The organism is Bradyrhizobium diazoefficiens USDA 110, from assembly GCF_000011365.1.
In the GTDB taxonomy this organism is placed as follows: Bacteria; Pseudomonadota; Alphaproteobacteria; order Rhizobiales; family Xanthobacteraceae; genus Bradyrhizobium; species Bradyrhizobium diazoefficiens.
Genome location: NC_004463.1, coordinates 7,935,805 through 7,953,684, shown reverse-complemented (window position 1 = coordinate 7,953,684; position 17,880 = coordinate 7,935,805). Strand labels below are relative to the sequence as shown.

Below are 17,880 nucleotides of genomic sequence, written 5' to 3'. Positions count from 1 at the left end.
CAAATCGGCAACCGGGCCAGTTTGCCAAAAAGCGTTAGCCAAACCAGCGCGTCGCGGCGCGGGGCAGGGCCGCGATGCCCCCTATTGCTTTGACGGATGCCGCGAACAATGATTGGTCAGATGGATCACTCGAAATCGCCGGTTGTGGGAGCAAAAAGAATGAACGGTGCGGAAAGCCTGGTGCGGACGATGGTCAAGGGTGGGGTCGACGTCTGCTTCACCAACCCGGGCACCTCCGAGATGCATTTTGTCGCAGCGCTGGATCGCGTGCCGGGCATGCGCTGCGTGCTCGGCCTGTTCGAAGGCGTGGTGACGGGCGCTGCCGACGGCTATTTCCGCATGAAGGGCACGCCGGCCTCGACCCTGCTGCATCTCGGCCCGGGCCTTGCCAACGGCCTTGCCAATCTGCACAACGCCAAGAAGGCGAATTCCGGCATCGTCAACATCGTCGGCCAGCACGCGGTCTACCATATCGGCTACAACGCGCCGCTGACCTCCGACATCGAGGGCCTCGCCCGGCCGATGTCGTCCTGGGTCCGCACCTCGCCGGATTCCAAATCGGTTGCCGCTGACGGCGCCGCGGCGATTGCCGCCGCCAAAAGCGCGCCGCCGCAGATCGCGACCCTGATCCTGCCCGCCGACACCGCCTGGAACGAGGCCGACGGCATCGCCGAGGTCCCGGCCGAGCAGCAGCGCGCGAGCTATTCGCCGCAGGCGGTCGAGCAGGCCGCAAAAATCCTGCACGGCGACGGCGAGGGCACGCTGCTGCTGATGACCGGCAGCGCGCTGAGCGAGCAGGGCCTCGCGCTGGCCGAGCGCATCGCGGCCAAGACCGGCTGCACCGTGATGGGCCCGACCTTCCGTCCCAAGATGGCGCGCGGCCGCGGCCGCTTCTCGATTGATCGCATCCACTACGTGATCGAGAACGCGCTGCCGATGCTGGCGAAGTTCCGCCATATCGTGCTGGTCGAGTCCGACGATCCCGTGGCGTTCTTCGCCTATCCGAACAAGCCGAGCGTGCTGAGGCCCGAAGGCTGCGACGTCCATCGCATGACCTCCTGGGGCGAGAATTCGGTCGCGGCGCTGGAAGCGCTCGCCGGCGCGGTGAAGGCCAGTGCCAAGGACGTCAAGCCGCAGGCAGTGCAGGAGCTGGTCAAGCCGACCGGCGCGCTGACCCACGCGTCGATCGCGCAATCGATCGCCTATGCGATCCCCGAGAACGCGATCCTGGTCGATGAGTCGCTGACCACCGGCCGCGCCTTCTTCCCGCCGACAGCCGCCGCCGCGCCGCACGACTGGCTGCAGAACATGGGCGGCTCGATCGGCTTCTCCACACCGCTCTCGATCGGCGCCGCGATCGCCTGCCCGGACCGCAAGGTGATCACCATGGTCGGCGACGGCAGCGCGATGTATACGATCCAGTCGCTGTGGACCCAGGCGCGCGAGAACCTCAACATCGTCACCATCGTGTTCGCCAACCGCATCTACCAGATCCTGCGCGGCGAGTTCGACAATGTCGGCGCCGGCGAGCCCGGCCAGCGTGCCAACGACATGCTGCGGCTCGACCGTCCGACGCTGGATTTCGTGGCGCTGGCCAAGGGCATGGGCGTGCCCGGCCGCGCCGTCACCAACGCGGACGAGTTCAACAAGGCACTGGCCGAAGCCGTCGCCGAGCCCGGGCCGCGGCTGATCGAAGTCCAGATGTAGGGCGTATCATACGGAGCGCCGAGGGCCGGGGGGCACGATGCAGACCGAGCTGAACAAGGTGATCGCGGCGCTCCGGGACTTCTACGCCCACGAAGGATTCCTGTTCGAAAAGGACATCGGCGAGCGCGCGATCACGCATCGCTTCGCCGTGCATCTGGAGAAGCAGTTCGCCGGCTGGTCAGTCGATTGCAACTACGACCGGCTCGGCGAACGCACGCTGCATCTGCCGCACGGCACCATCGTCTCGACCGACGACCATCTGGACAAGTCGATCTATCCCGATGTCGTCGTGCATCAGCGCGAGATCCCGAACAATTTGCTTAGCGTCGAGATCCGCAAGGCGAGTAATCACACGTCGGTGACGCACGACCAGCACAAGCTGCGGGCGCTGACCGATCCGCATGTCTGGTTCGCCTGCTGGATCGGCGTGCTGCTGGTGCTGGACAAGCACCATGTGACGATGTCGGAGGTCTATGTCGGCGGCCTCGTCGATGAGCCGCTGTCGCGCTGGTTCGCGACGCGCCTCGCGGAGCTCGGCCTCGGGGCTTCGCGCTAGGGTCCGCTTGGCCAGCAGCGACGGCTTGTGACCCGAAGCCGTCGTTAACGAAACAGCGGAGCGTGTCCGCTTCGCGTCACAAGAGTCCGGCGTTAACCACCGTCAACGGGTTCCAGTCTGAGCGGGATCGCTTCGAAGTTTCTTAAATGTTGCCGGGTACCTCTCTTGGGCATGATGACCTGGGGAAAGACATGAGCAAGCGGGCCAAACGTGGAAAGGCGAAGACGTTCGCACTACCGATGGCCGCGAGAGTTGCAGTTGGCGTCGTGGCCGTCGCCGCGTTGGGGTACGGTTTGCTGTCTCGCCCGGCGAGCGTGCAACCGATAGGGAAGCCGTCCGCACCCCAAGCCATGGCATCGTCATCCCCGGTTTACGTGGCAACTCCGGTTCATGCATCGGCGCCAGCTCCGGCTCCGATTCCGGCCCCGGCGCCGCTGGTCGAACCGCCAAAAGCCGCTGACGGTCCCGGCGCACTTGTCCGGCAGGTGGTTGACTACGCCAGCCACCAGACACCGGGCACTGTGATCATCGATACCCAAAACACATTCCTCTATTTCGTTCTGAACGACAGGCAGGCGATGCGCTACGGCATCGGTGTTGGCCGCGAAGGTTTCGCATGGTCCGGTGAGCAGACGGTGGCTCGCAAAGCAGAATGGCCGGATTGGCACCCGCCTGCGGAGATGGTCTCGCGTCAGCCTTATCTGCCGCGGTTCATGGCCGGCGGTCCCGGCAACCCGCTCGGCGCCCGGGCGATGTATCTGGGCGAGACGGAGTATCGAATTCACGGCACCAACAAGCCCGATACGATCGGGAAGCGGGTTTCGTCCGGCTGTATCCGGCTGACCAACGAGGACGTCGTGGACCTTTACGAGCGGGTGAAAGTCGGAGCGAAAGTGATCGTGCTTCCGGCAACCGCTGCCCGTCGGCCATCCCAGGGAGCGCCGCCTGACGCCGCTTCCCGATCGCCGGACCCGGCATCGCCGTCAAACCGGCCTTCGGCAGCCAACGCGCAGATGCTGTCATCCGGACCGAAGATCGCCGAGGCCCAGTAACCTAGTTCTCCATCTTCGGTCTGCAACTGAAGACAATGAGGCAATTCAAGTCGTCGCTTTTAAGACAGCTTCTGGCCCCAAGCGGTCATTGGGCCGCAGCGTCGGCTGCCAATTGTTTGCCCGTTCTCCTTCGCCGCGCAGCCACAAAGTGCTAGGTTCTGGACGTCGCGGCGACTGCGCCCCTCGCTCGCCAGACAGCACCTACTTCAGCAGCAAATACTGGAAGGCTACCATCCCGGCAAAGGCCAATGTCACGGTCACGCCAACCACGCTTGCCGGCGCATCCTTGTTGGCGTCGGGAATCAGTTCGGCGAACACCATCCAGACCATCGCGCCTGCTGCGATGCCTAAGCCTATCGGCAGGAACGGCGCGAAGGCGGTTACGGCCAAATAGGACGGCACCGCCATCAACGGCTGCGGCAGGCTGGTGAAGATGCTCCACAGCGCAGCCTGCCAAACCGGCATGCCGCGGGGCACGAGCATGAGACTGATTGCGAGTCCCTCCGGGATGTTGTGCACGGCGATGGCGGCGGTGATGAAGATCGCAAGCTCGTCCGAGCCGCCGAATGAGACGCCGACGCCGACGCCCTCAGCAAAGGAATGCGCCGTCATGACACCGATGAACAGCAGCGCTTTGCGTGCGTCGAGCTCCGAGAGGTCGGCGATAGCGGCATGCTGCCGTTTGCCGACTAACGTCCTTCCCGCCAGGATGCCGCCGAGCCCGAGCAGCATGCCAGCCACCAGCCGCGCTGGGCTGAGCAAGACGCCCTCTGCGACCAAGCTGTGGGTAGCTGCGAACATCAGGCCGCCAGCGGTCGCATTCGCGATCGACACCCAATAGGGGCTTAAGCGCCGCACGAACAGGAATGGCAGTGCGCCAAGCCCAGTGGCGAGCGCGGTGAGAATCGCCGCGACGAGAACGGTTGCCATAGCCATCCTAAAAACTGTAACGCCTGGCGCCGCTCGCACCATTGTCTAAGATCAAGTGCGCGGATACGAGTTGGTCATCAATCAGAAGCCGGCCAACGCGCCTGGTATCTCCGTCCCGTCGAGCGTGCCGATGTCCGCTCCTGGCCCAAGGCCGAACCGATGGCCTGGCGGGCTCAATGTCGCCTTCTGAGCGCAAACCGGACGCGACGAGTTCATGAGGGCGAGCCCGAGAGCTGACTGATCTTCAGCTCTCGATGCGCGTTAGGAACCCGGTCACTTCTCCCCGTCGCGTGCGATGACAAAAGGCCGCTCGCGTGATGCGGGCGGCCCTCGCGTCATCGTCCGCGTAGGCTCAGTGCAGCGGATCGCCCTGGCCGAGTGCGTAGGCAACGATGTCCTTCAGCGCGAAACTGGCGCCGGTCACCGGCGTCCATTGCGGATCCTGCGACAGCACGGAGGAATTGTCGCCGAACATCATGCCGAGGAACACCTCGGCGACGATGCGACCGCCGACGGGGCCGAGCTGCGGCGTCTTGACGGTGCCGGGGCCGCCCGTGACGGGGATCGGGACGTCGGCTGGGGACTGCCGCGCCTCGGCCAGGATGTAGGTCCAGAGCGGGCAATTGCCGGCGAACACGCCGTTCGCGATGGTTGCGATCCCGGTTTGTGGATCGCCTGCGCCAGGCTCGTCCACGGCCTTGCCGATGATGATCTGATCGTCCGTCAGCGGCGTCAGGTTCATCGCCCTGGCGACCGCCTGGCCCGAGGGCAGGCCGAGCCGCCAGCCGCGCTCGAGATTGCGCAGCGCCAGCGACGACGGATTCGACGCGACTTCCGGCGGCAATTTGCGCAGCGGATCCACCAGCGAGGCATCGATGCGATAGGCGAACTGGAGCCGCCGCTTGTTGTCGGGGTTGGTGTCGTCGTCCTCGACGCCGTAAGGGCGCGTGTCGAGATCGATGAAGCGGCCCCAGTCCATGGCGCGTCCCGGGCCCATGGCGCGGAAACCGGTCAGCGCGTTCGTGTCGGGATTGTGGGGGTCGGGGAAGATCTGCAGCAGCATGTTGCCCGCATCGTTCAGGCGATAGCCGGGGCGGATCATGGAATGGCCGAGACGGTAGGCCGCAACCGAGAACTCGACCGGCATGAACGGATAGGTCTTCCAGTGATAGTGGGCGAGCTTGCTGCGGTCGTATTGGCCCGCGGTCTTCAGTTCATCCAGCACGTCGGCCTTGACGATGCGCGGCAGGAAGTCGTTCAGCACGACGTACTGATAGTGGAAGCGGACGCGCTGCTGCACCTCTTCGAACGACAGGCTGTCATTGTCGTCGACCATGCGGTTGTGAAAGCGCAGCATCAGGGCCTGGAACTGCGAGACGATGCTGTTCTCGTCGTTGCGGGGATCGCCGATCAGGGCGCGGCCCTTGAAGCGCGGCAGGTCGCTGGCATCGGGCACGCCCGCGCCGGTCAGCTTCTCGCCGAGGCGGAACTTGATGCCGTCGTACATGTAGGGCTGGTCGTTCGGACCGCGGCCGTAGAGATTGTCCAGATCGAGCGCCGGCGTGCGGAAGTCGACGAGCCCGTCGGGATCCTGCTGCTTGGTCAGCGAACTGACGGGATCGAACGTGATGTCGTGGTCGATGAACTGGCCGAAATAGGTGTAGAGCGCGGGAATGCCGCTCTCCTCCGCGTCCGGTCCGTCCTTCGGCCCATCGAAATCGGCGACCATCTTGTCGGCCAGCGCGGAAAGGTTCGCGACATTGTCGGCGTCGTTGGGACCGAATTTCGCCGGGGCGAGCTTGCGGAACATGCGGCCGAAGCGGCCTTGCGAAAGCGACGAACGCGTTGCGTTCAGGCCGCGCGGAGTAATGCTGTGGCGGCTGCTCATGAATGACCTCCCTGGAAAATCACGATGGAAACAAATCGAGCTGAAGTTGTTCGCGCTGGAATATGCAGGCTAGGCTAGACCACGCCCGCCGAAAGCGAGATAGATCACAATTGTCAGGCATCGACGATTTTTGGGGGGAGGGAGCGTTGCGGACAAGCTGCGGCAGGGCTTTGCAAATTTTTCCCAAAGCGATGACGGATAACATTCTCGTCATCGACGGGTGCAAGCGGCTTGGCGCAGCGTCGGTTCGCCGGCGGCGCGCAGCGGACCGTCTTTTCGTAAAACTGTGGCGGCGCGCGCGCGTCATGCGCGCACGCCGCAAATTCGTCAGTAATAGCGCTGCTGCGAGAACGCGTAGCGCGGGTTGACGCCGCAATAGGCCGACGTGCCGGAGGCGGTGGCCTGGCACTGCTGATAGGTCGCGAACTGGCAGTTGCCGGGATAGCCCCAGATGCGGCCTTGCAGGCAATATCTGTCGTTGGTGGCGTGGGCCTGGGCCGCCGGGAATGTCGCGGCAATCAAGGCCACGAACGATGCGAGAGTGAGGATGGTGCGACGCATTTCAGTCTCCCTTTGGGAACGGTTGGATGTGGAACACCAGCTCGAACCGCGTGTTCCGGGACTTGCCCGACACTTTGTCGTGCTTGTCTTGGTGTCCGCAGTGGGCGCTGCGTTCGACGTGCGTCTATGATGAGGCAAGCCGCGGCGAGTAATGTGATCTCGGCCACAGTTCGCGGCCGGGTTCCGGCCTACCCTCGGCGAATGTGCCCACGTTGCTCCCGAAGGCCTACGCTTTGCCTCATTCGGGTCAGTTATTTTGGAGGTTCTGATGCAAAGGTCATATTTGCTGGCTGCGACAGCAGCGCTGGCGCTTCTCATGCAAACGCCGCTCGCGCTGGCGCAGAGCGCTCCAGCCGCCGGCGGGACCCCGGCGCCTGCGGCGACGACCGCCGCCCCGGCCGCGTCGACGACAACGCCGAGCGCGACCACCGACACGCCAGGCCAGCCGTCCGACTCCAAGAAGAGCGCATCGAAGAAGCCGGCGAAGAAGAAGATGACGCGGCAGCAGGAGATCAATCATTCGATCGACACCGGCACGGTGCCCGCGCGCTATCGCAGCTCGGTGCCCAGGCAGTACCAGCAATATATTCCGTTCGAGAAGCAGTGATGGATCGCACGGCGGCGCGGCGTAATTGGACGCGCGCGCCGCCGGGGCAACACGGAGGCGGCCCTGGCGAGCGGGAGGCGGACTACACATACGTTGTGGCGATCTGCCGGAGCAGTGCTAGAGTAGGCCAAAGCCGGGGGACGTAATGAGTGACGACGTGAAGGATGCTGGCCTTGTGGCCATGATCAGCAGCATCCTGGGAGGCAACAAGCGCGCAGACGTCGTCGCACCGCCGCCGCTCACCGAGGGTCCACCGACAGCGCCGACGAATGGATTTGAGCCGGTCGAGGCGTCTATCCCCGAAGCGGCACCGGCCAAGCCCGACAATGCGTCCAATGCCGAGCCTGCGGGCGCCAAGCCGGCCGAACCGCCCGCAAAAATCGCCACGACACCGGATGGCAAGCGATTGCTGCCCGCGGAAGCGATTGCCGATCTCGTGCTCGGCGAGCTGCGCAAGCTGGACGACTTTCCCGCGTCCGGCGTCTCGGTCACGGTCTACGGCTACCGGCATTGGAACGCGATGATCACCTTCGCGCCATTCTCGACCACGTTCCAGAACGCGACGCGGTTCCGCCAGGCCATGCCGGACCTCGTCTTCAAGCTGCGCCGTTTCGTCCAGCTTGAGATATAGTCCGGGCAATCGCCCGTGAGGTGCGGACGCGCGATCCCCGGGGATTGCGGCGCGAACGCACCGCCGTTAGCCAAAGCAGTACGACAGGATTTACGAATTGAGCGTCGCCTTTACCAAGGAAGAAAGCGCCGAAACCGCGTCCGAGACGCTGTTGCCGGATCGGCCGATCTCGCCTCATCCGAACCTCGTGACCGAAGCGGGCTTGCAGGCCTTGCAGACGCAGCTTCAAGAGGCGCGCGAGGCCTATGAGGCCGCGCAAGCCATCGACGACGTCAACGAGAAGCGCCGGCAGTCCGCGGTCCCCCTGCGCGACGCGCGCTATCTGACGGAACGGCTGCGCACCGCGCAGGTCATTCCCACCCCGGCCTCGACCGACACCGTCGCCTTCGGCAGCACGGTCACCTTCAGCCGCCCTGATGGCCGCGTACAGACCTATCGCATCGTCGGCGAGGACGAAGCCGATCCGAAGGCCGGCTCGATCTCGTTCGTCTCGCCGGTCGCGAGGTCGCTGATCGGGAAGGCGGTGGGAGACGTCGTGGGAGCGGGCACGCAGGAGATCGAGATTCTGTCGATCGGATCGTGCTGATATCGATGGTCTGTGCTGTGCCCGCGCAACAAAGCCCGATGGTTGGATGAGACGGTTTCTGTCGGGAGCGTTGCCGTTCTACGCGCTGGCTGGACTAGCCATGTGCATGTACCTCGTCCTGTACAAGACCGATCTCTTCGACTTGAACGCCATCGTCGAGGGGGCGACCGGGTCACCGTGGTTTCCGGTCTTCATGTTCGTCTGCGTGCTGCTGGAGTCGGTCTTCCCGTATTTTGGCTATTTTCCCGGGACCGCCCTCATCCTGATGTCCGTGGCGCTCAATCCGAAGCCTGCGGATGTCTCCGTCTTTATCGTGGCGTGGCTGGCCATCATCGTGGGTGCCGTCCTGAGTTACGGACAGGCTCGTTTTTTCAGACCGCTGTTGCAGCGGGTTGCCTCAAAAGCGGCACTGCGCCGGTGTGAGTCCCTGCTCGACGCCTACGGTCCCTACGCGCGCGTTGCCTTGTTCGTTCACCCCAACGCGTGCGCGATGTATTTCACGGCACTCGGACTGCTCGGCCGTAACCTGACGCGAGAGATCGTCCATCTTTGCGTGGGGGCAGCGGCCTCCGTGGGCGTTCTGTTCGTCGTCGTGACCAGACTTGTATCGTCGGTAGGCGCCACCGATGATGGCGAATTGCAGCTGCTGCTGGCGGCAGCGCTGGTCGCCATCGGGACCCTCGTCGGCCTCTACGCGGCCTTGCGGCCGGCTCGGGCCGCCTGAAGCTTGATCCGGAAGAGTGCGAAGCGGTTTTCCGACCAAGGAGCCCAGCTCATTCGCCTCGCGTGCCCTCGACGTCGTGGCTACGCGTGCAGCCCTCGTGGAGGGGGCGTGCGCTTCAATCGGTGCGGTCTCACGCCTTGCTGGGGATGATCGCTCGTCAAATAGCGAACGACCAGATTGGTATCAATCGCGAGCATGACGTCGTCGCGCCTCTGCGGCGATGCCCGCCTCCATCTCTTCCACGCTCTTGGGCTTGCCTCGATAGGGTAGCGACGCGAAGACGTCCGCCGGCTTGGCCGCGGGGAACGGCGAGGATGGCTTCAGAAGCACTCCGTCCGGTGTGCTCTCGATCGTCAGCCGCGTACCCGCCCTCCAGCGGTGCTCCTCGCGGATCGCCTTCGGCAGGACGACCTGGCCCTTGGACGAGACGGTCGTTGTCAGCTTGTCGGCAGCCATCGGGACATCCCCGGTAAGACGTAAGTAAGATATGCCGGGCTCATTCGTCGGCCAAGGGCGGAGCGGACTCCGATCGTCGCAGATGATGCCATCCAGCTGGTGTTTTGCCCGACAAGTCAATCGATCTTCGGAAAAGGCGTAACGCGTATCCGACTCATGTCGGCTCCTGTGCATGAGGTTGTTTTTGTGCGCCGGCGCCGCGAGGCACCACCCTCTAAGTGCATAACATCGACGGACTCTAGGCTATAAAATATAAATAAATCAATTGCTTGATTGTATCATGCAACAAATGTGAAAATAATTCCTCGAATTTGGCATTTTCTGGTAAGGTTCCCAAGCCGATTCACCTTGGAGCCCCGTGCCCACATGTCGCTGCCGATCGAGAAGGAAGTCCGCGAGGTCCTCAAGCCCTATAACAAGCGGGTCCGCAAGGTCCTCGACAAGGCCTTCAAAGACTTCCTTGCCAGGCGCGGCGCCGGCAACATCTACAAGCGCACCGACTCCGCCGACGTGTTCGACAGCGTCATCCGGGCGGCGATCGCCGAGTTCAACAACAAGCCGGGCACGGTGGTGTTCGACGGCGGCTCGACGGCGCGCTTCTTGTTCGAGGGCAAGGTGCTCGTCCGGTTCAAGAAGGCGGTCCGCCGCGGCAGGGGCGGCAACATCCGCACCGGCGCCAACGACAACTTCCTGGATCCAGCGATCCCGTTCGCGGACGCGCCGTCGGCGATGAAGGTCGAGATCTGCTGGAAGGTGAACGAGCTCGGCACGGGCTATGACTCTGTCCACGTGACGGCGCGCAACGGCGATGGCCAACTCTGGAGCTATGAACTGCCCGGCGGCAACCAGGGCATCATCGAGTTTCCGCAGAAGACTGCCGTCCCGCAGCAGCCGCGCCGCCGCAGCGTCGCCAAGCTCAAGGACACGGCCAAGAACAAGAAGAAGGGCGGCGAGGCGTCCTAACCGCCCTCAGGCGGTTAACTGGGCGTAAACGAGAATCGTCGCCGACTCCTGGGTGAAGGACTGCTAAATGCCAAAGACTGGGACCATGCTGCGCTTGGCGCGGCAGTTGCGCGGATTCCCGCAGAACGAAGCGGCGGAATGTCTGCGCGTGCCCAACGCCGAACTGTCGCGCATCGAGAACGGACTGAAGGAGCCGAGCGAGAAGCTGCTGGCGGCCGCAGCCGAGATCTTTTCGGTGCCGCAGGAGTTCTTCGCGCAGACCGACGCCGTCTACGGCGCGCCCGTCAGCGTGCACGCGCCGATGTGGCGCAAGAAGTCGAACGTGTCTGCGACAGAGCTCCATCGCATCGTCGCTGAACTCAACGTGCGCGTCATGCACCTTCGCAGGCTGCTGGAGGCGACCGACTTGGAGCCGGTGAACAAGCTGCCGCGCCTCGACGCCGACGAGTACGACAACGACGCCGAAAAGATCGCGGGTCTCGTCCGTCGGTTCTGGCAGGTGCCGGAGGGACCGATCCAGGACATGACCGCGCTCGTCGAGGACGCTGGTATCTTGGTCGCGCACTCCGACCTTGGCGGTTCGTCAGTCTCCGGCGTTCGCTTCTCCGTGCCCGGTATGCCGCACATCATCGTTCTCAATCGTTCGCATCCGGCCGACCGCATGCGCTTCACGCTGTGCCACGAACTCGGCCACGTGATCATGCACTCCTTCCCGACGCCCGAGATGGAGGACGAGGCCGACAGGTTCGCGTCGTGCTTCCTGGTGCCCACCGAGGACTTCAAGCAGTCCGTCGCAGGCCGCCGCGTGGATTTGCGTACGCTGGCCGCCCTGAAGCCGGAGTGGAAGGTCTCGATGGGCTCGCTGGTGTTCGCCGCCGAGCGCGCCGGCGCCCTGAACAAGACCCAGTCGCAGTACATCTGGAAGCAGTTCAACATCCACAAGATCAGGCTCCGCGAGCCGCCCGAACTCGACTTCCCGGCCGAACAGCCACACACGGTAAGCGACCTCGTCGCGCTGCACATCAACGACATGGGCTACACGCTGGCCGACTTGTCGAAGATGCTGAAGATGAACGAGGTCGAGGTAGCCAAGACTTACGACATCGATCTGCCCGGCGACGGCAAGGCGCGCGGCTCGCACCTACGCATTATCCAGTGACCGGAAACGACTGAGCCCGCACACTGGCCGGTGTGCGGGCTCCCCTGTCAAAGGGTCGTTGCGAGAAGATACACGATGGCCATGGCCACACGTGGATCTATTGAAAGGCTTATTCTCAAGCTTTTCTCCTTTCTAGTTGGAGGCTTGGACCAAGCGGTTTCGGGTTTTTCGGCACCGCGCGATGCCTGTCATTCTTTGTGGCTTCCGGTCACAAGTCGTCCGGGACGATGCGTTGTCCGGCCAACGAGATCGAGCGACTTTTGTCCTGGTCGCGGCACTCCGGGTCGTCACTCCGGTCGCCCGCAGAAGTAGCCTAAAACCCGTCGTCTTGCCATCATTTGGTTGTGAACGGCGAGCGCTACCTGGTGACGATTCCCTTGGCGCCGGCGATGAACCAATTCCATTTCTTCTTCTTGTCGATCTCGGGTCGGTCGGCGCTGAACTGGAATTTGTGGCTGCGGCCCGGATCGATACGCATGGACACCGTCGGGTCCGGCGGCAGGCCGGTGTAGATCACGCCGGGCTCTTGGTAGAGGAAGTTGTCGACCCGGAAGTATTCCGGCTGCCCGTCGGCGATGACGATGCCGAACGTGATCTCCGTAACGATGTAGCCGGTGTCGTTCTTCACCTCGGCGGTGAAGCCCGCCGTGTTGCTGATTCCGTACCGTCCGTAGCCGCCGCCGACGATGCGGAGACCACGGAGGTCGCCCTCGTCGATTACCACCGAGTTCTTGCGGAGGCAGGCTTCCTTGATCGCCTTCGCGGCTGCATCGGAGGTGACGCCAGCCATCTTGTTGAGCACGCAATCGTCAAAAGCGTTGGCCAGCGCAGGGCCCGCCCAAGCGAGGGCGGCAGTCGCCAAAAACACGATTTTCGTCACTCGGCCCTCTCGATTCCGACCCCGGTTCCGACCATTATAGCCGCAACTTTGGGGAGAGTGATGGGCGGGATCCGAGCGAGTTTGGTTGCGATGGCACTCGGCCTGGCCGGGACCGCGGCGGGCGCGGCCGAGGTGCCTCCGACGGCATTCTATTCCGGCAACGACATCTACGATTGGTGCCGCTACGACCGGCGCGCAGCCTTCAGCTACGTGGCCGGCCTGTACGACTCCGCTGCCCACGCCGCGGCGGTGATCGATTCTGGACGGCACTTCGGCAAGGACTCGACGAACAACGACGTCGAGATCGACTTCGCGCTCAACCGGGTGGTCGGCTACTGCAAGCCCGACCGCGCCACGCTCGAGCAGGTGACGGACGTGTTCTGCACCTACCTCAAGGACAACCCGTCTAAGCGCGACGGCCTGCCGGCGATCATGTTCCCCGATGCCCTCAAGAAGGCGTGGCCCTGTCCCGGACGGTGAAGACCTATGGCTGACTCAGTGAAAAAGCGCCGCGCGCGGATGTCGGCGAATTCGCTGGCCGATATTATCGCCTGGCCCGGCGACAAGAGCGACCTGTTCCGCGAGATCGGGCGGTTCGTCTACGAATACTCGCAACTCGAGTTCGACCTGCGGAATATCTTCCGGAAGAAGGTCGGTATCGACTTCGAGCACGACGACATCATGACCGCCGGGTTTGACTTCGCGAAGCTATGTGCGGCCCTGGTAGCTGTATCCGCGATCGAGGAGGATGGCGACGCCGACCCTGTGTTCAAGAAGCTCATGGGCAAGTGTCACGACGTGAACGCGGTGCGGATCGCGGTTGTCCACGGCCGGTGGAGCTCGACGTTCGGCGGCGACCGCGCCATTCACATCGCGCGCGGAAGCATGAAGCAGCAGCGCATGTTCGAGTATGAGGGCGACCTCGACGAACACTCCGACGGCATCGTGAAACTGCGCGCCGACATCGCGGGGGCGGTGCGCGCCGGCGACGAGCGCAGAGGGCCGCCGAAGAAGAAGCGAATCCTCCGGAAGAATAAGGCCTGATCTCCCTCAGATTCTAGGACTTTCACTCAAGGTTTCACTCGCACCCCGCAGGTGGATCTCAGGCTGTCGTGCCATTTCGCTTGTCTGTCGGAATGGTGGGTGCACTTGGGATCTAGTCATGGACCTCTCGCGTGTGAAGCGAACGCTCTCCCGCTGAGCGCTCGCAGCCGATGGCGTGGCGCAGACCTCGTGCGCGGCGTCCCGATGGCCTCTCCCTAATGCTGCCATCATGCCCCTGTCTTGCCCGACGGAGCAAGTCGATTCGGAAAATGCGTAACCCATTGATCCGACTGATGTCGGCTACTGTGCATGGGGTTGTTTTCGACATTTTTGATTTGGGCGGGTGACGGCCGCCAGGCATTGGGGATCGTCGGCAACCGGCAGGGTCCAGGAGGATGAGGATGGATGGTGGGCGCACAAGGGATCGAACCTTGGACCTCTCCCGTGTGAACCACAATCCGTAGACCCGAGCTAACCAAATCCGGCCATAGTTGAGGTGTAAAAACTCCTTAAATTAATGAGAGTTATGGCCTACTGCGGCTATAAGAGCCCATACCTGACCTTACTACATTTTGTATGCCCCCGTTGTGCCCGCCGCGGATATTCCCTTGGGGCACACAAACGGGGGAGGTCTGAGACCCGGTTCTGTTCGAGGCTCACCGCCCTTCTTGCGGGGCACACTGGGGCACAGAGAGAGGGAAGGAATCATGACGGAGCCGGCCAACCAGCTGACACTCACCGATGCGGTGATCCGCAACGCAACGCTGCCGCCGGGTAAGGCGCAGCATTATCTCCACGACGACAAGCTGCCCGGCCTCGCCTTGCGCATGCGCGCCACCGGCGGCCGGACCTGGGTCTACCTCTTCACCAAGCCGGGGGTGAGGGGGACCCAGCGCAAGACCCTCGGCGCGTGGCCCAAATATAATGAGAAGGCCGCCCGCAAGGCCGCCACCATCGCCGCAGGCGAAGTCGTCAAGGGCTTGGACCCGAACGACGCGAAGCGCGAGGCGAGGCGGCAACAGGCAGCCGAGAAGCAGCGCACCACGCTCGCGACCCTCATTGTTGAAGATGGTCCTTACCAGACGTCTATGACCGAACGTCAAGTCGTCAACTGGAAGCCAGCAATGTCGGCGCTGCGGCGCGGGCTCAAGGATCACGCCGAGAGCGGCGTGGGGGACCTGACGCGACGGCAGATCATGGCTGCGGTCGATAAGATTGCCAAGACCGGCAAGCGTGGTGCAGCCAAGGACTTGCGCAAGCACGTGCATACTTTGCTCGAATGGTGCGTCGGTGAGGGCTATGTCGAGCACAACGTGCTCGCCGGCTATCGCGCGCCCAAGGAAACCCGCGCGCAAAGGGTCGGACGCCGAACGAAGGGCCGCGCGCTGACCGATGAGGAAATCATCAAAGTCTGGGATGCATCCGGCAAGCTCGGGGCTTTTGGTCTCCTGGCTCGCATGTGCCTGCTCGGTGGCCCGCGCCGCAGCGAGCCTACCATGATCGAGTGGCGAAAGCACATCATGGATGACCGTATCACCTTCGATGCGGCGTGGACCAAGATGGGCCTGCACCACGACGTGCCGCGCACCCACCTCGCAAACGAGGTGCTCGCGGCCGCCAAACACTTCCAGCGCGCAACGTCCGACTATGTCTTCCCGTCACCAAAGACCGGCGGCCAGATGTCCGGGTTCACCAAGATGGTCAACCGCCTGGTCAAGGAAGCGGGTGTTGCCAAGTTTACCATGCATGACCTAAGGCGCAGCTTACGAACCGTCATGTCTCGCTGCGGCTACGACAACGAAATCCAGCGGCTGTGTGTCGGGCAAAGGCCAAGCGGAATCGATCAGGTCTACAATCACGACGAACAGTGGATCATCCGCAAAATGGCGTTCGAAGCGGCTCACGACTACATTGCGGAGTTGGTCGGCGCGAAACGGGTCGGCAAAATCGTGCGCCTGCAGCGGACGAATCCGCTTGACCCGATCAAGGCCGAGCTCCTCGGCCGTCTCCGTGAGCATTATGCGGCTGAGGCATCTTAGTGGTCTTATCGCACTTGGCCAGATAGTCGCGTACCGCATCGACACGATAGAGGGGGCGGCCATCGACGTAGCGCCATTTCAGCGGGTGGCTCGGATTGCGCCGCCACTGCTCCAACGCGCCGGGCGTACGCCGGATGACCGCGGCCGCCTCAAATGCCGTCAAATTAGAGCTGCCCGGCAGCGTATCGATATCGAACGTCGCGGGCGGCGGCATGCCACGGTTCTTGCGACGGCGATTCGCCCGCGGTATTTTGCTGGAACCTGCCGACCCAAATGCCTCGATCCCAATCTTTTCGTCTTTGCCGCGCATGCCTCCGCCCCGAACCATGATCGGTCTGGGCAATAAGATCGTAGGCTGCTCCGGCAAGAAAGAAACCAAGTGCGCAGGTATGGTTGCTGGGTAGCTGTGGCGTACAAATAGGACGAACCGGTTCCAGCCCGGCAGACCTTCGGCCTCATAACCTGAAGGTCATAGGTTCAAATCTATCCCCGCAACCAAATTTCTGATGTAATACAACGGGTTGGCGAAAGCCTAACCCTTTAATTTTTCGTAAATGGCCTAGCACGCGCCTAGCACAAAATTCGACTTTTTGGTTGCCTGCGCTAAAATGCACGTGGAGGTGCATGATGGCCAGGCACGAGCTTCTAGGTGGTCTGATTCAGGTATACCGGCGAAACGGCCGGTATTGGCACTGTTCGGCCTCCATCGACGGCCGCCAACACCGCAGCACGACCGGAGAGGAAGATCTCTCCCTCGCCAAGCAGTTTGCGGAGGACTCGTTTATCGGTCTTCGTGGGAAGGCGCGGGCGGGGCTGTTGGTGAATGAGAAGACCTTTCGCCAAGCCGCTGACCAATTCCTGAAAGAGTATGAGGTGATCACCGAGGGCCAGCGCAGCGAGCGCTGGGTCCAGGGTTACGAGATCAGGCTTCGCCTGCACCTGTTGCCGTTCTTCAGGCAAGGTGCAGGAATATCGCCTGCACCGGATCGCAACGTCTAAGACCGGCAAGGCGCCCGCGCGCAGCACTATCCACGACGAGGTCGTGACGTTGCGGCAGGTGTTGAAGACTGCCATTCGCCATGAATGGCTCGCGCACCTGCCGGACTTCTCTCCTCCTTATAAGACTTCGGGGAAGGTGGTGCATCGGCCGTGGTTCAGCCCCGAGGAATACAAGCAGCTCTACGAAACCACGCGGGCGCACGCGAAGGCCAGCCAGATCCACCACCGTTGGAGTGCCGAGCAATTGCATGATTACGTCCTGTTCTTGGCCAACACCGGCTTGCGGCCGGATGAGGCCAAGAACCTCCAGCATCGCGACGTGACCATTGTTGAGGACGAACGTAGCGGCGAGCGCATCCTGGAAATCGAGGTGCGCGGCAAGCGGGGCGTCGGCTACTGCAAGAGCATGCCGAGCGCGGTGCGACCCTATGAGCGGCTGCTAGGCCGCGCGAAATACGTGAAGCAGGGCAGAGCGCGGGTGCGGGCGAAGCTGCCGCCCTCTAACGAGCCGCCGCAGTTGCCCAAGCCGACCGACCACGTGTTTCCGGGCAATCACATCAAGATGTTCAATGCCCTGCTTGATAGGAGCGAGTTGAAGCTGGATCGGGATGGCAATCGGCGGACCGCATACAGCCTGCGGCATACCTACATCTGCATGCGCCTGATGGAAGGGGCGGACAGCTACTAGATAGCGAAGAACTGCCGAACCTCAGTGGAGATGATCGAGAAGTTCTATGCGGCGCACATCAAGAACAGGCTCGATGCTTCCGCCATCAATGTGCGTCAGGCCAAGCCCGCTCCTCGCAGGCAGTTGAGTGAGGTCTACCAAGCGCCGGTTGATCCTGAGGCGCAGGATTTTGTCTGAACCTAAATCAACATAAAGAAGCGCCGAAACCGCTGGTGGAGGCTCTAAATTCTTACTGGGCCGAAGGGCCCGATCTTTCTTACGAACCCGTTTAGCGGTTCGCCTTTGGCGCGCAGGCGCTCTCCCCTTGATCTTGAAGGCGATATTACGTCAGTATTGCAACCACTGCGTTATCCACATTGATTCCCTACTGGTACGCGTGGGCAGCACTGGAGCCCAAATTCGCGTCACGT

At 62.8% G+C, this 17,880-nt stretch carries 21 protein-coding genes; 15 read left to right on the top strand and 6 right to left on the bottom strand.

The genetic code is table 11. The features are described 5' to 3' along the window. Positions 1-159: 159 nt before the first annotated feature. The 3 genes from BJA_RS36670 to BJA_RS36660 all read left to right on the top strand — a co-directional run bounded on the left by BJA_RS36670 (position 160) and on the right by BJA_RS36660 (position 3,315). Positions 160-1,707 (top strand): acetolactate synthase large subunit, encoded by a 1,548-nt coding sequence (locus tag BJA_RS36670; RefSeq protein WP_028172956.1) that lies wholly within the window; start codon positions 160-162, stop codon positions 1,705-1,707. Positions 1,708-1,744: 37 nt separating this feature from the next. Further along, the gene (locus BJA_RS36665) at positions 1,745-2,263 is read left to right on the top strand and encodes a hypothetical protein (protein WP_011089965.1); all 519 of its coding nucleotides are present in this window, start codon (positions 1,745-1,747) and stop codon (positions 2,261-2,263) included. 191 nt (positions 2,264-2,454) lie between these two features. Continuing rightward, positions 2,455-3,315, top strand: coding sequence for a L,D-transpeptidase (locus tag BJA_RS36660; protein ID WP_038965484.1), 861 nt, complete (start codon positions 2,455-2,457; stop codon positions 3,313-3,315). 201 nt (positions 3,316-3,516) lie between these two features. Here BJA_RS36660 and BJA_RS36655 read toward each other — a convergent pair whose 3' ends face one another. The 3 genes from BJA_RS36655 to BJA_RS36645 form a co-directional block, all read right to left on the bottom strand. Continuing rightward, a complete protein-coding gene (locus BJA_RS36655; RefSeq protein WP_162494155.1) occupies positions 3,517-4,245 on the bottom strand; it encodes a ZIP family metal transporter in 729 nt (242 codons plus the stop codon). A gap of 352 nt (positions 4,246-4,597) precedes the next feature. Beyond that, a complete protein-coding gene (locus tag BJA_RS36650) occupies positions 4,598-6,133 on the bottom strand; it encodes a peroxidase family protein (RefSeq protein ID WP_011089962.1) in 1,536 nt (511 codons plus the stop codon). A gap of 327 nt (positions 6,134-6,460) precedes the next feature. Beyond that, positions 6,461-6,694 carry a DUF3551 domain-containing protein gene (locus BJA_RS36645; RefSeq protein WP_038965478.1) on the bottom strand — a complete coding sequence of 78 codons (234 nt, stop codon included), beginning with the start codon at positions 6,692-6,694 and terminating at the stop codon, positions 6,461-6,463. Between the two features lie 268 nt (positions 6,695-6,962). On the opposite strand from BJA_RS36645, the gene BJA_RS36640 reads away from it, so the two are divergent. The 4 genes from BJA_RS36640 to BJA_RS36625 all read left to right on the top strand — a co-directional run bounded on the left by BJA_RS36640 (position 6,963) and on the right by BJA_RS36625 (position 9,242). After that, positions 6,963-7,301: a hypothetical protein gene (locus BJA_RS36640; RefSeq protein WP_011089961.1), complete on the top strand. Its 339-nt coding sequence runs from the start codon at positions 6,963-6,965 to the stop codon at positions 7,299-7,301. A gap of 145 nt (positions 7,302-7,446) precedes the next feature. Further along, on the top strand, positions 7,447-7,932 hold the full coding sequence (locus BJA_RS36635; RefSeq protein WP_011089960.1) for a hypothetical protein: 486 nt from the start codon (positions 7,447-7,449) through the stop codon (positions 7,930-7,932). Between the two features lie 97 nt (positions 7,933-8,029). Further along, on the top strand, positions 8,030-8,518 hold the full coding sequence (gene greA, locus BJA_RS36630; RefSeq protein ID WP_011089959.1) for a transcription elongation factor GreA: 489 nt from the start codon (positions 8,030-8,032) through the stop codon (positions 8,516-8,518). Between the two features lie 46 nt (positions 8,519-8,564). Further along, positions 8,565-9,242: a hypothetical protein gene (locus BJA_RS36625; protein ID WP_011089958.1), complete on the top strand. Its 678-nt coding sequence runs from the start codon at positions 8,565-8,567 to the stop codon at positions 9,240-9,242. A gap of 183 nt (positions 9,243-9,425) precedes the next feature. Here the strand turns inward: BJA_RS36625 and BJA_RS36620 are convergent, their stop codons facing one another. Next, positions 9,426-9,698, bottom strand: a complete 273-nt coding sequence (locus BJA_RS36620; protein ID WP_038965479.1) for an AbrB/MazE/SpoVT family DNA-binding domain-containing protein — start codon at positions 9,696-9,698, stop codon at positions 9,426-9,428. Between the two features lie 366 nt (positions 9,699-10,064). Here BJA_RS36620 and BJA_RS36615 point away from each other — a divergent pair, with 366 nt between their 5' ends. Together BJA_RS36615 and BJA_RS36610 are read left to right on the top strand one after the other, a co-directional pair. Next, positions 10,065-10,661 carry a hypothetical protein gene (locus BJA_RS36615; RefSeq protein ID WP_162494154.1) on the top strand — a complete coding sequence of 199 codons (597 nt, stop codon included), beginning with the start codon at positions 10,065-10,067 and terminating at the stop codon, positions 10,659-10,661. Positions 10,662-10,728: 67 nt separating this feature from the next. Next, a complete protein-coding gene (locus BJA_RS36610) occupies positions 10,729-11,820 on the top strand; it encodes an XRE family transcriptional regulator (RefSeq protein ID WP_011089955.1) in 1,092 nt (363 codons plus the stop codon). Between the two features lie 358 nt (positions 11,821-12,178). Here the strand turns inward: BJA_RS36610 and BJA_RS36605 are convergent, their stop codons facing one another. Next, entirely contained in the window at positions 12,179-12,700 is a 522-nt protein-coding gene (locus BJA_RS36605) for a hypothetical protein (RefSeq protein WP_038965480.1), read from the bottom strand. 90 nt (positions 12,701-12,790) lie between these two features. On the opposite strand from BJA_RS36605, the gene BJA_RS36600 reads away from it, so the two are divergent. The 3 genes from BJA_RS36600 to BJA_RS36590 all read left to right on the top strand — a co-directional run bounded on the left by BJA_RS36600 (position 12,791) and on the right by BJA_RS36590 (position 15,783). Then, positions 12,791-13,180, top strand: a complete 390-nt coding sequence (locus BJA_RS36600) for a Rap1a/Tai family immunity protein (RefSeq protein ID WP_038965481.1) — start codon at positions 12,791-12,793, stop codon at positions 13,178-13,180. A gap of 6 nt (positions 13,181-13,186) precedes the next feature. Then, positions 13,187-13,744, top strand: coding sequence for a hypothetical protein (locus BJA_RS36595; protein WP_011089953.1), 558 nt, complete (start codon positions 13,187-13,189; stop codon positions 13,742-13,744). 707 nt (positions 13,745-14,451) lie between these two features. After that, the gene (locus tag BJA_RS36590; RefSeq protein ID WP_014492323.1) at positions 14,452-15,783 is read left to right on the top strand and encodes a tyrosine-type recombinase/integrase; all 1,332 of its coding nucleotides are present in this window, start codon (positions 14,452-14,454) and stop codon (positions 15,781-15,783) included. Here the strand turns inward: BJA_RS36590 and BJA_RS36585 are convergent. Continuing rightward, the gene (locus tag BJA_RS36585; RefSeq protein WP_014492324.1) at positions 15,728-16,093 is read right to left on the bottom strand and encodes a hypothetical protein; all 366 of its coding nucleotides are present in this window, start codon (positions 16,091-16,093) and stop codon (positions 15,728-15,730) included. The genes BJA_RS36590 and BJA_RS36585 overlap by 56 nt on opposite strands. 317 nt (positions 16,094-16,410) lie before the next feature. Here BJA_RS36585 and BJA_RS43350 point away from each other — a divergent pair, with 317 nt between their 5' ends. Genes BJA_RS43350 through BJA_RS43340 form a run of 3 tightly spaced genes read left to right on the top strand, consistent with a single transcriptional unit; the run spans position 16,411 to position 17,647 of the window. After that, the gene (locus BJA_RS43350) at positions 16,411-16,782 is read left to right on the top strand and encodes a hypothetical protein (RefSeq protein WP_074077759.1); all 372 of its coding nucleotides are present in this window, start codon (positions 16,411-16,413) and stop codon (positions 16,780-16,782) included. Continuing rightward, positions 16,745-17,470: an integrase gene (locus BJA_RS43345; RefSeq protein ID WP_011089949.1), complete on the top strand. Its 726-nt coding sequence runs from the start codon at positions 16,745-16,747 to the stop codon at positions 17,468-17,470. The genes BJA_RS43350 and BJA_RS43345 overlap by 38 nt, the downstream gene beginning before the upstream one ends. A gap of 30 nt (positions 17,471-17,500) precedes the next feature. After that, positions 17,501-17,647, top strand: a complete 147-nt coding sequence (locus BJA_RS43340; RefSeq protein WP_018641673.1) for a hypothetical protein — start codon at positions 17,501-17,503, stop codon at positions 17,645-17,647. Positions 17,648-17,880: the final 233 nt, after the last annotated feature.

Coding starts and splice junctions, on each gene's coding strand:
- BJA_RS36670 (WP_028172956.1), top strand. CDS start 160: ATGAACGGTGCGGAAAGCCTGGTGCGGACGATGGTCAAGGGTGGGGTC.
- BJA_RS36665 (WP_011089965.1), top strand. CDS start 1,745: ATGCAGACCGAGCTGAACAAGGTGATCGCGGCGCTCCGGGACTTCTAC.
- BJA_RS36660 (WP_038965484.1), top strand. CDS start 2,455: ATGAGCAAGCGGGCCAAACGTGGAAAGGCGAAGACGTTCGCACTACCG.
- BJA_RS36655 (WP_162494155.1), bottom strand. CDS start 4,245: ATGGCAACCGTTCTCGTCGCGGCGATTCTCACCGCGCTCGCCACTGGG.
- BJA_RS36650 (WP_011089962.1), bottom strand. CDS start 6,133: ATGAGCAGCCGCCACAGCATTACTCCGCGCGGCCTGAACGCAACGCGT.
- BJA_RS36645 (WP_038965478.1), bottom strand. CDS start 6,694: ATGCGTCGCACCATCCTCACTCTCGCATCGTTCGTGGCCTTGATTGCC.
- BJA_RS36640 (WP_011089961.1), top strand. CDS start 6,963: ATGCAAAGGTCATATTTGCTGGCTGCGACAGCAGCGCTGGCGCTTCTC.
- BJA_RS36635 (WP_011089960.1), top strand. CDS start 7,447: ATGAGTGACGACGTGAAGGATGCTGGCCTTGTGGCCATGATCAGCAGC.
- BJA_RS36625 (WP_011089958.1), top strand. CDS start 8,565: ATGAGACGGTTTCTGTCGGGAGCGTTGCCGTTCTACGCGCTGGCTGGA.
- BJA_RS36620 (WP_038965479.1), bottom strand. CDS start 9,698: ATGGCTGCCGACAAGCTGACAACGACCGTCTCGTCCAAGGGCCAGGTC.
- BJA_RS36615 (WP_162494154.1), top strand. CDS start 10,065: ATGTCGCTGCCGATCGAGAAGGAAGTCCGCGAGGTCCTCAAGCCCTAT.
- BJA_RS36610 (WP_011089955.1), top strand. CDS start 10,729: ATGCCAAAGACTGGGACCATGCTGCGCTTGGCGCGGCAGTTGCGCGGA.
- BJA_RS36600 (WP_038965481.1), top strand. CDS start 12,791: ATGGCACTCGGCCTGGCCGGGACCGCGGCGGGCGCGGCCGAGGTGCCT.
- BJA_RS36595 (WP_011089953.1), top strand. CDS start 13,187: ATGGCTGACTCAGTGAAAAAGCGCCGCGCGCGGATGTCGGCGAATTCG.
- BJA_RS36590 (WP_014492323.1), top strand. CDS start 14,452: ATGACGGAGCCGGCCAACCAGCTGACACTCACCGATGCGGTGATCCGC.
- BJA_RS36585 (WP_014492324.1), bottom strand. CDS start 16,093: ATGCGCGGCAAAGACGAAAAGATTGGGATCGAGGCATTTGGGTCGGCA.
- BJA_RS43350 (WP_074077759.1), top strand. CDS start 16,411: ATGGCCAGGCACGAGCTTCTAGGTGGTCTGATTCAGGTATACCGGCGA.
- BJA_RS43340 (WP_018641673.1), top strand. CDS start 17,501: ATGATCGAGAAGTTCTATGCGGCGCACATCAAGAACAGGCTCGATGCT.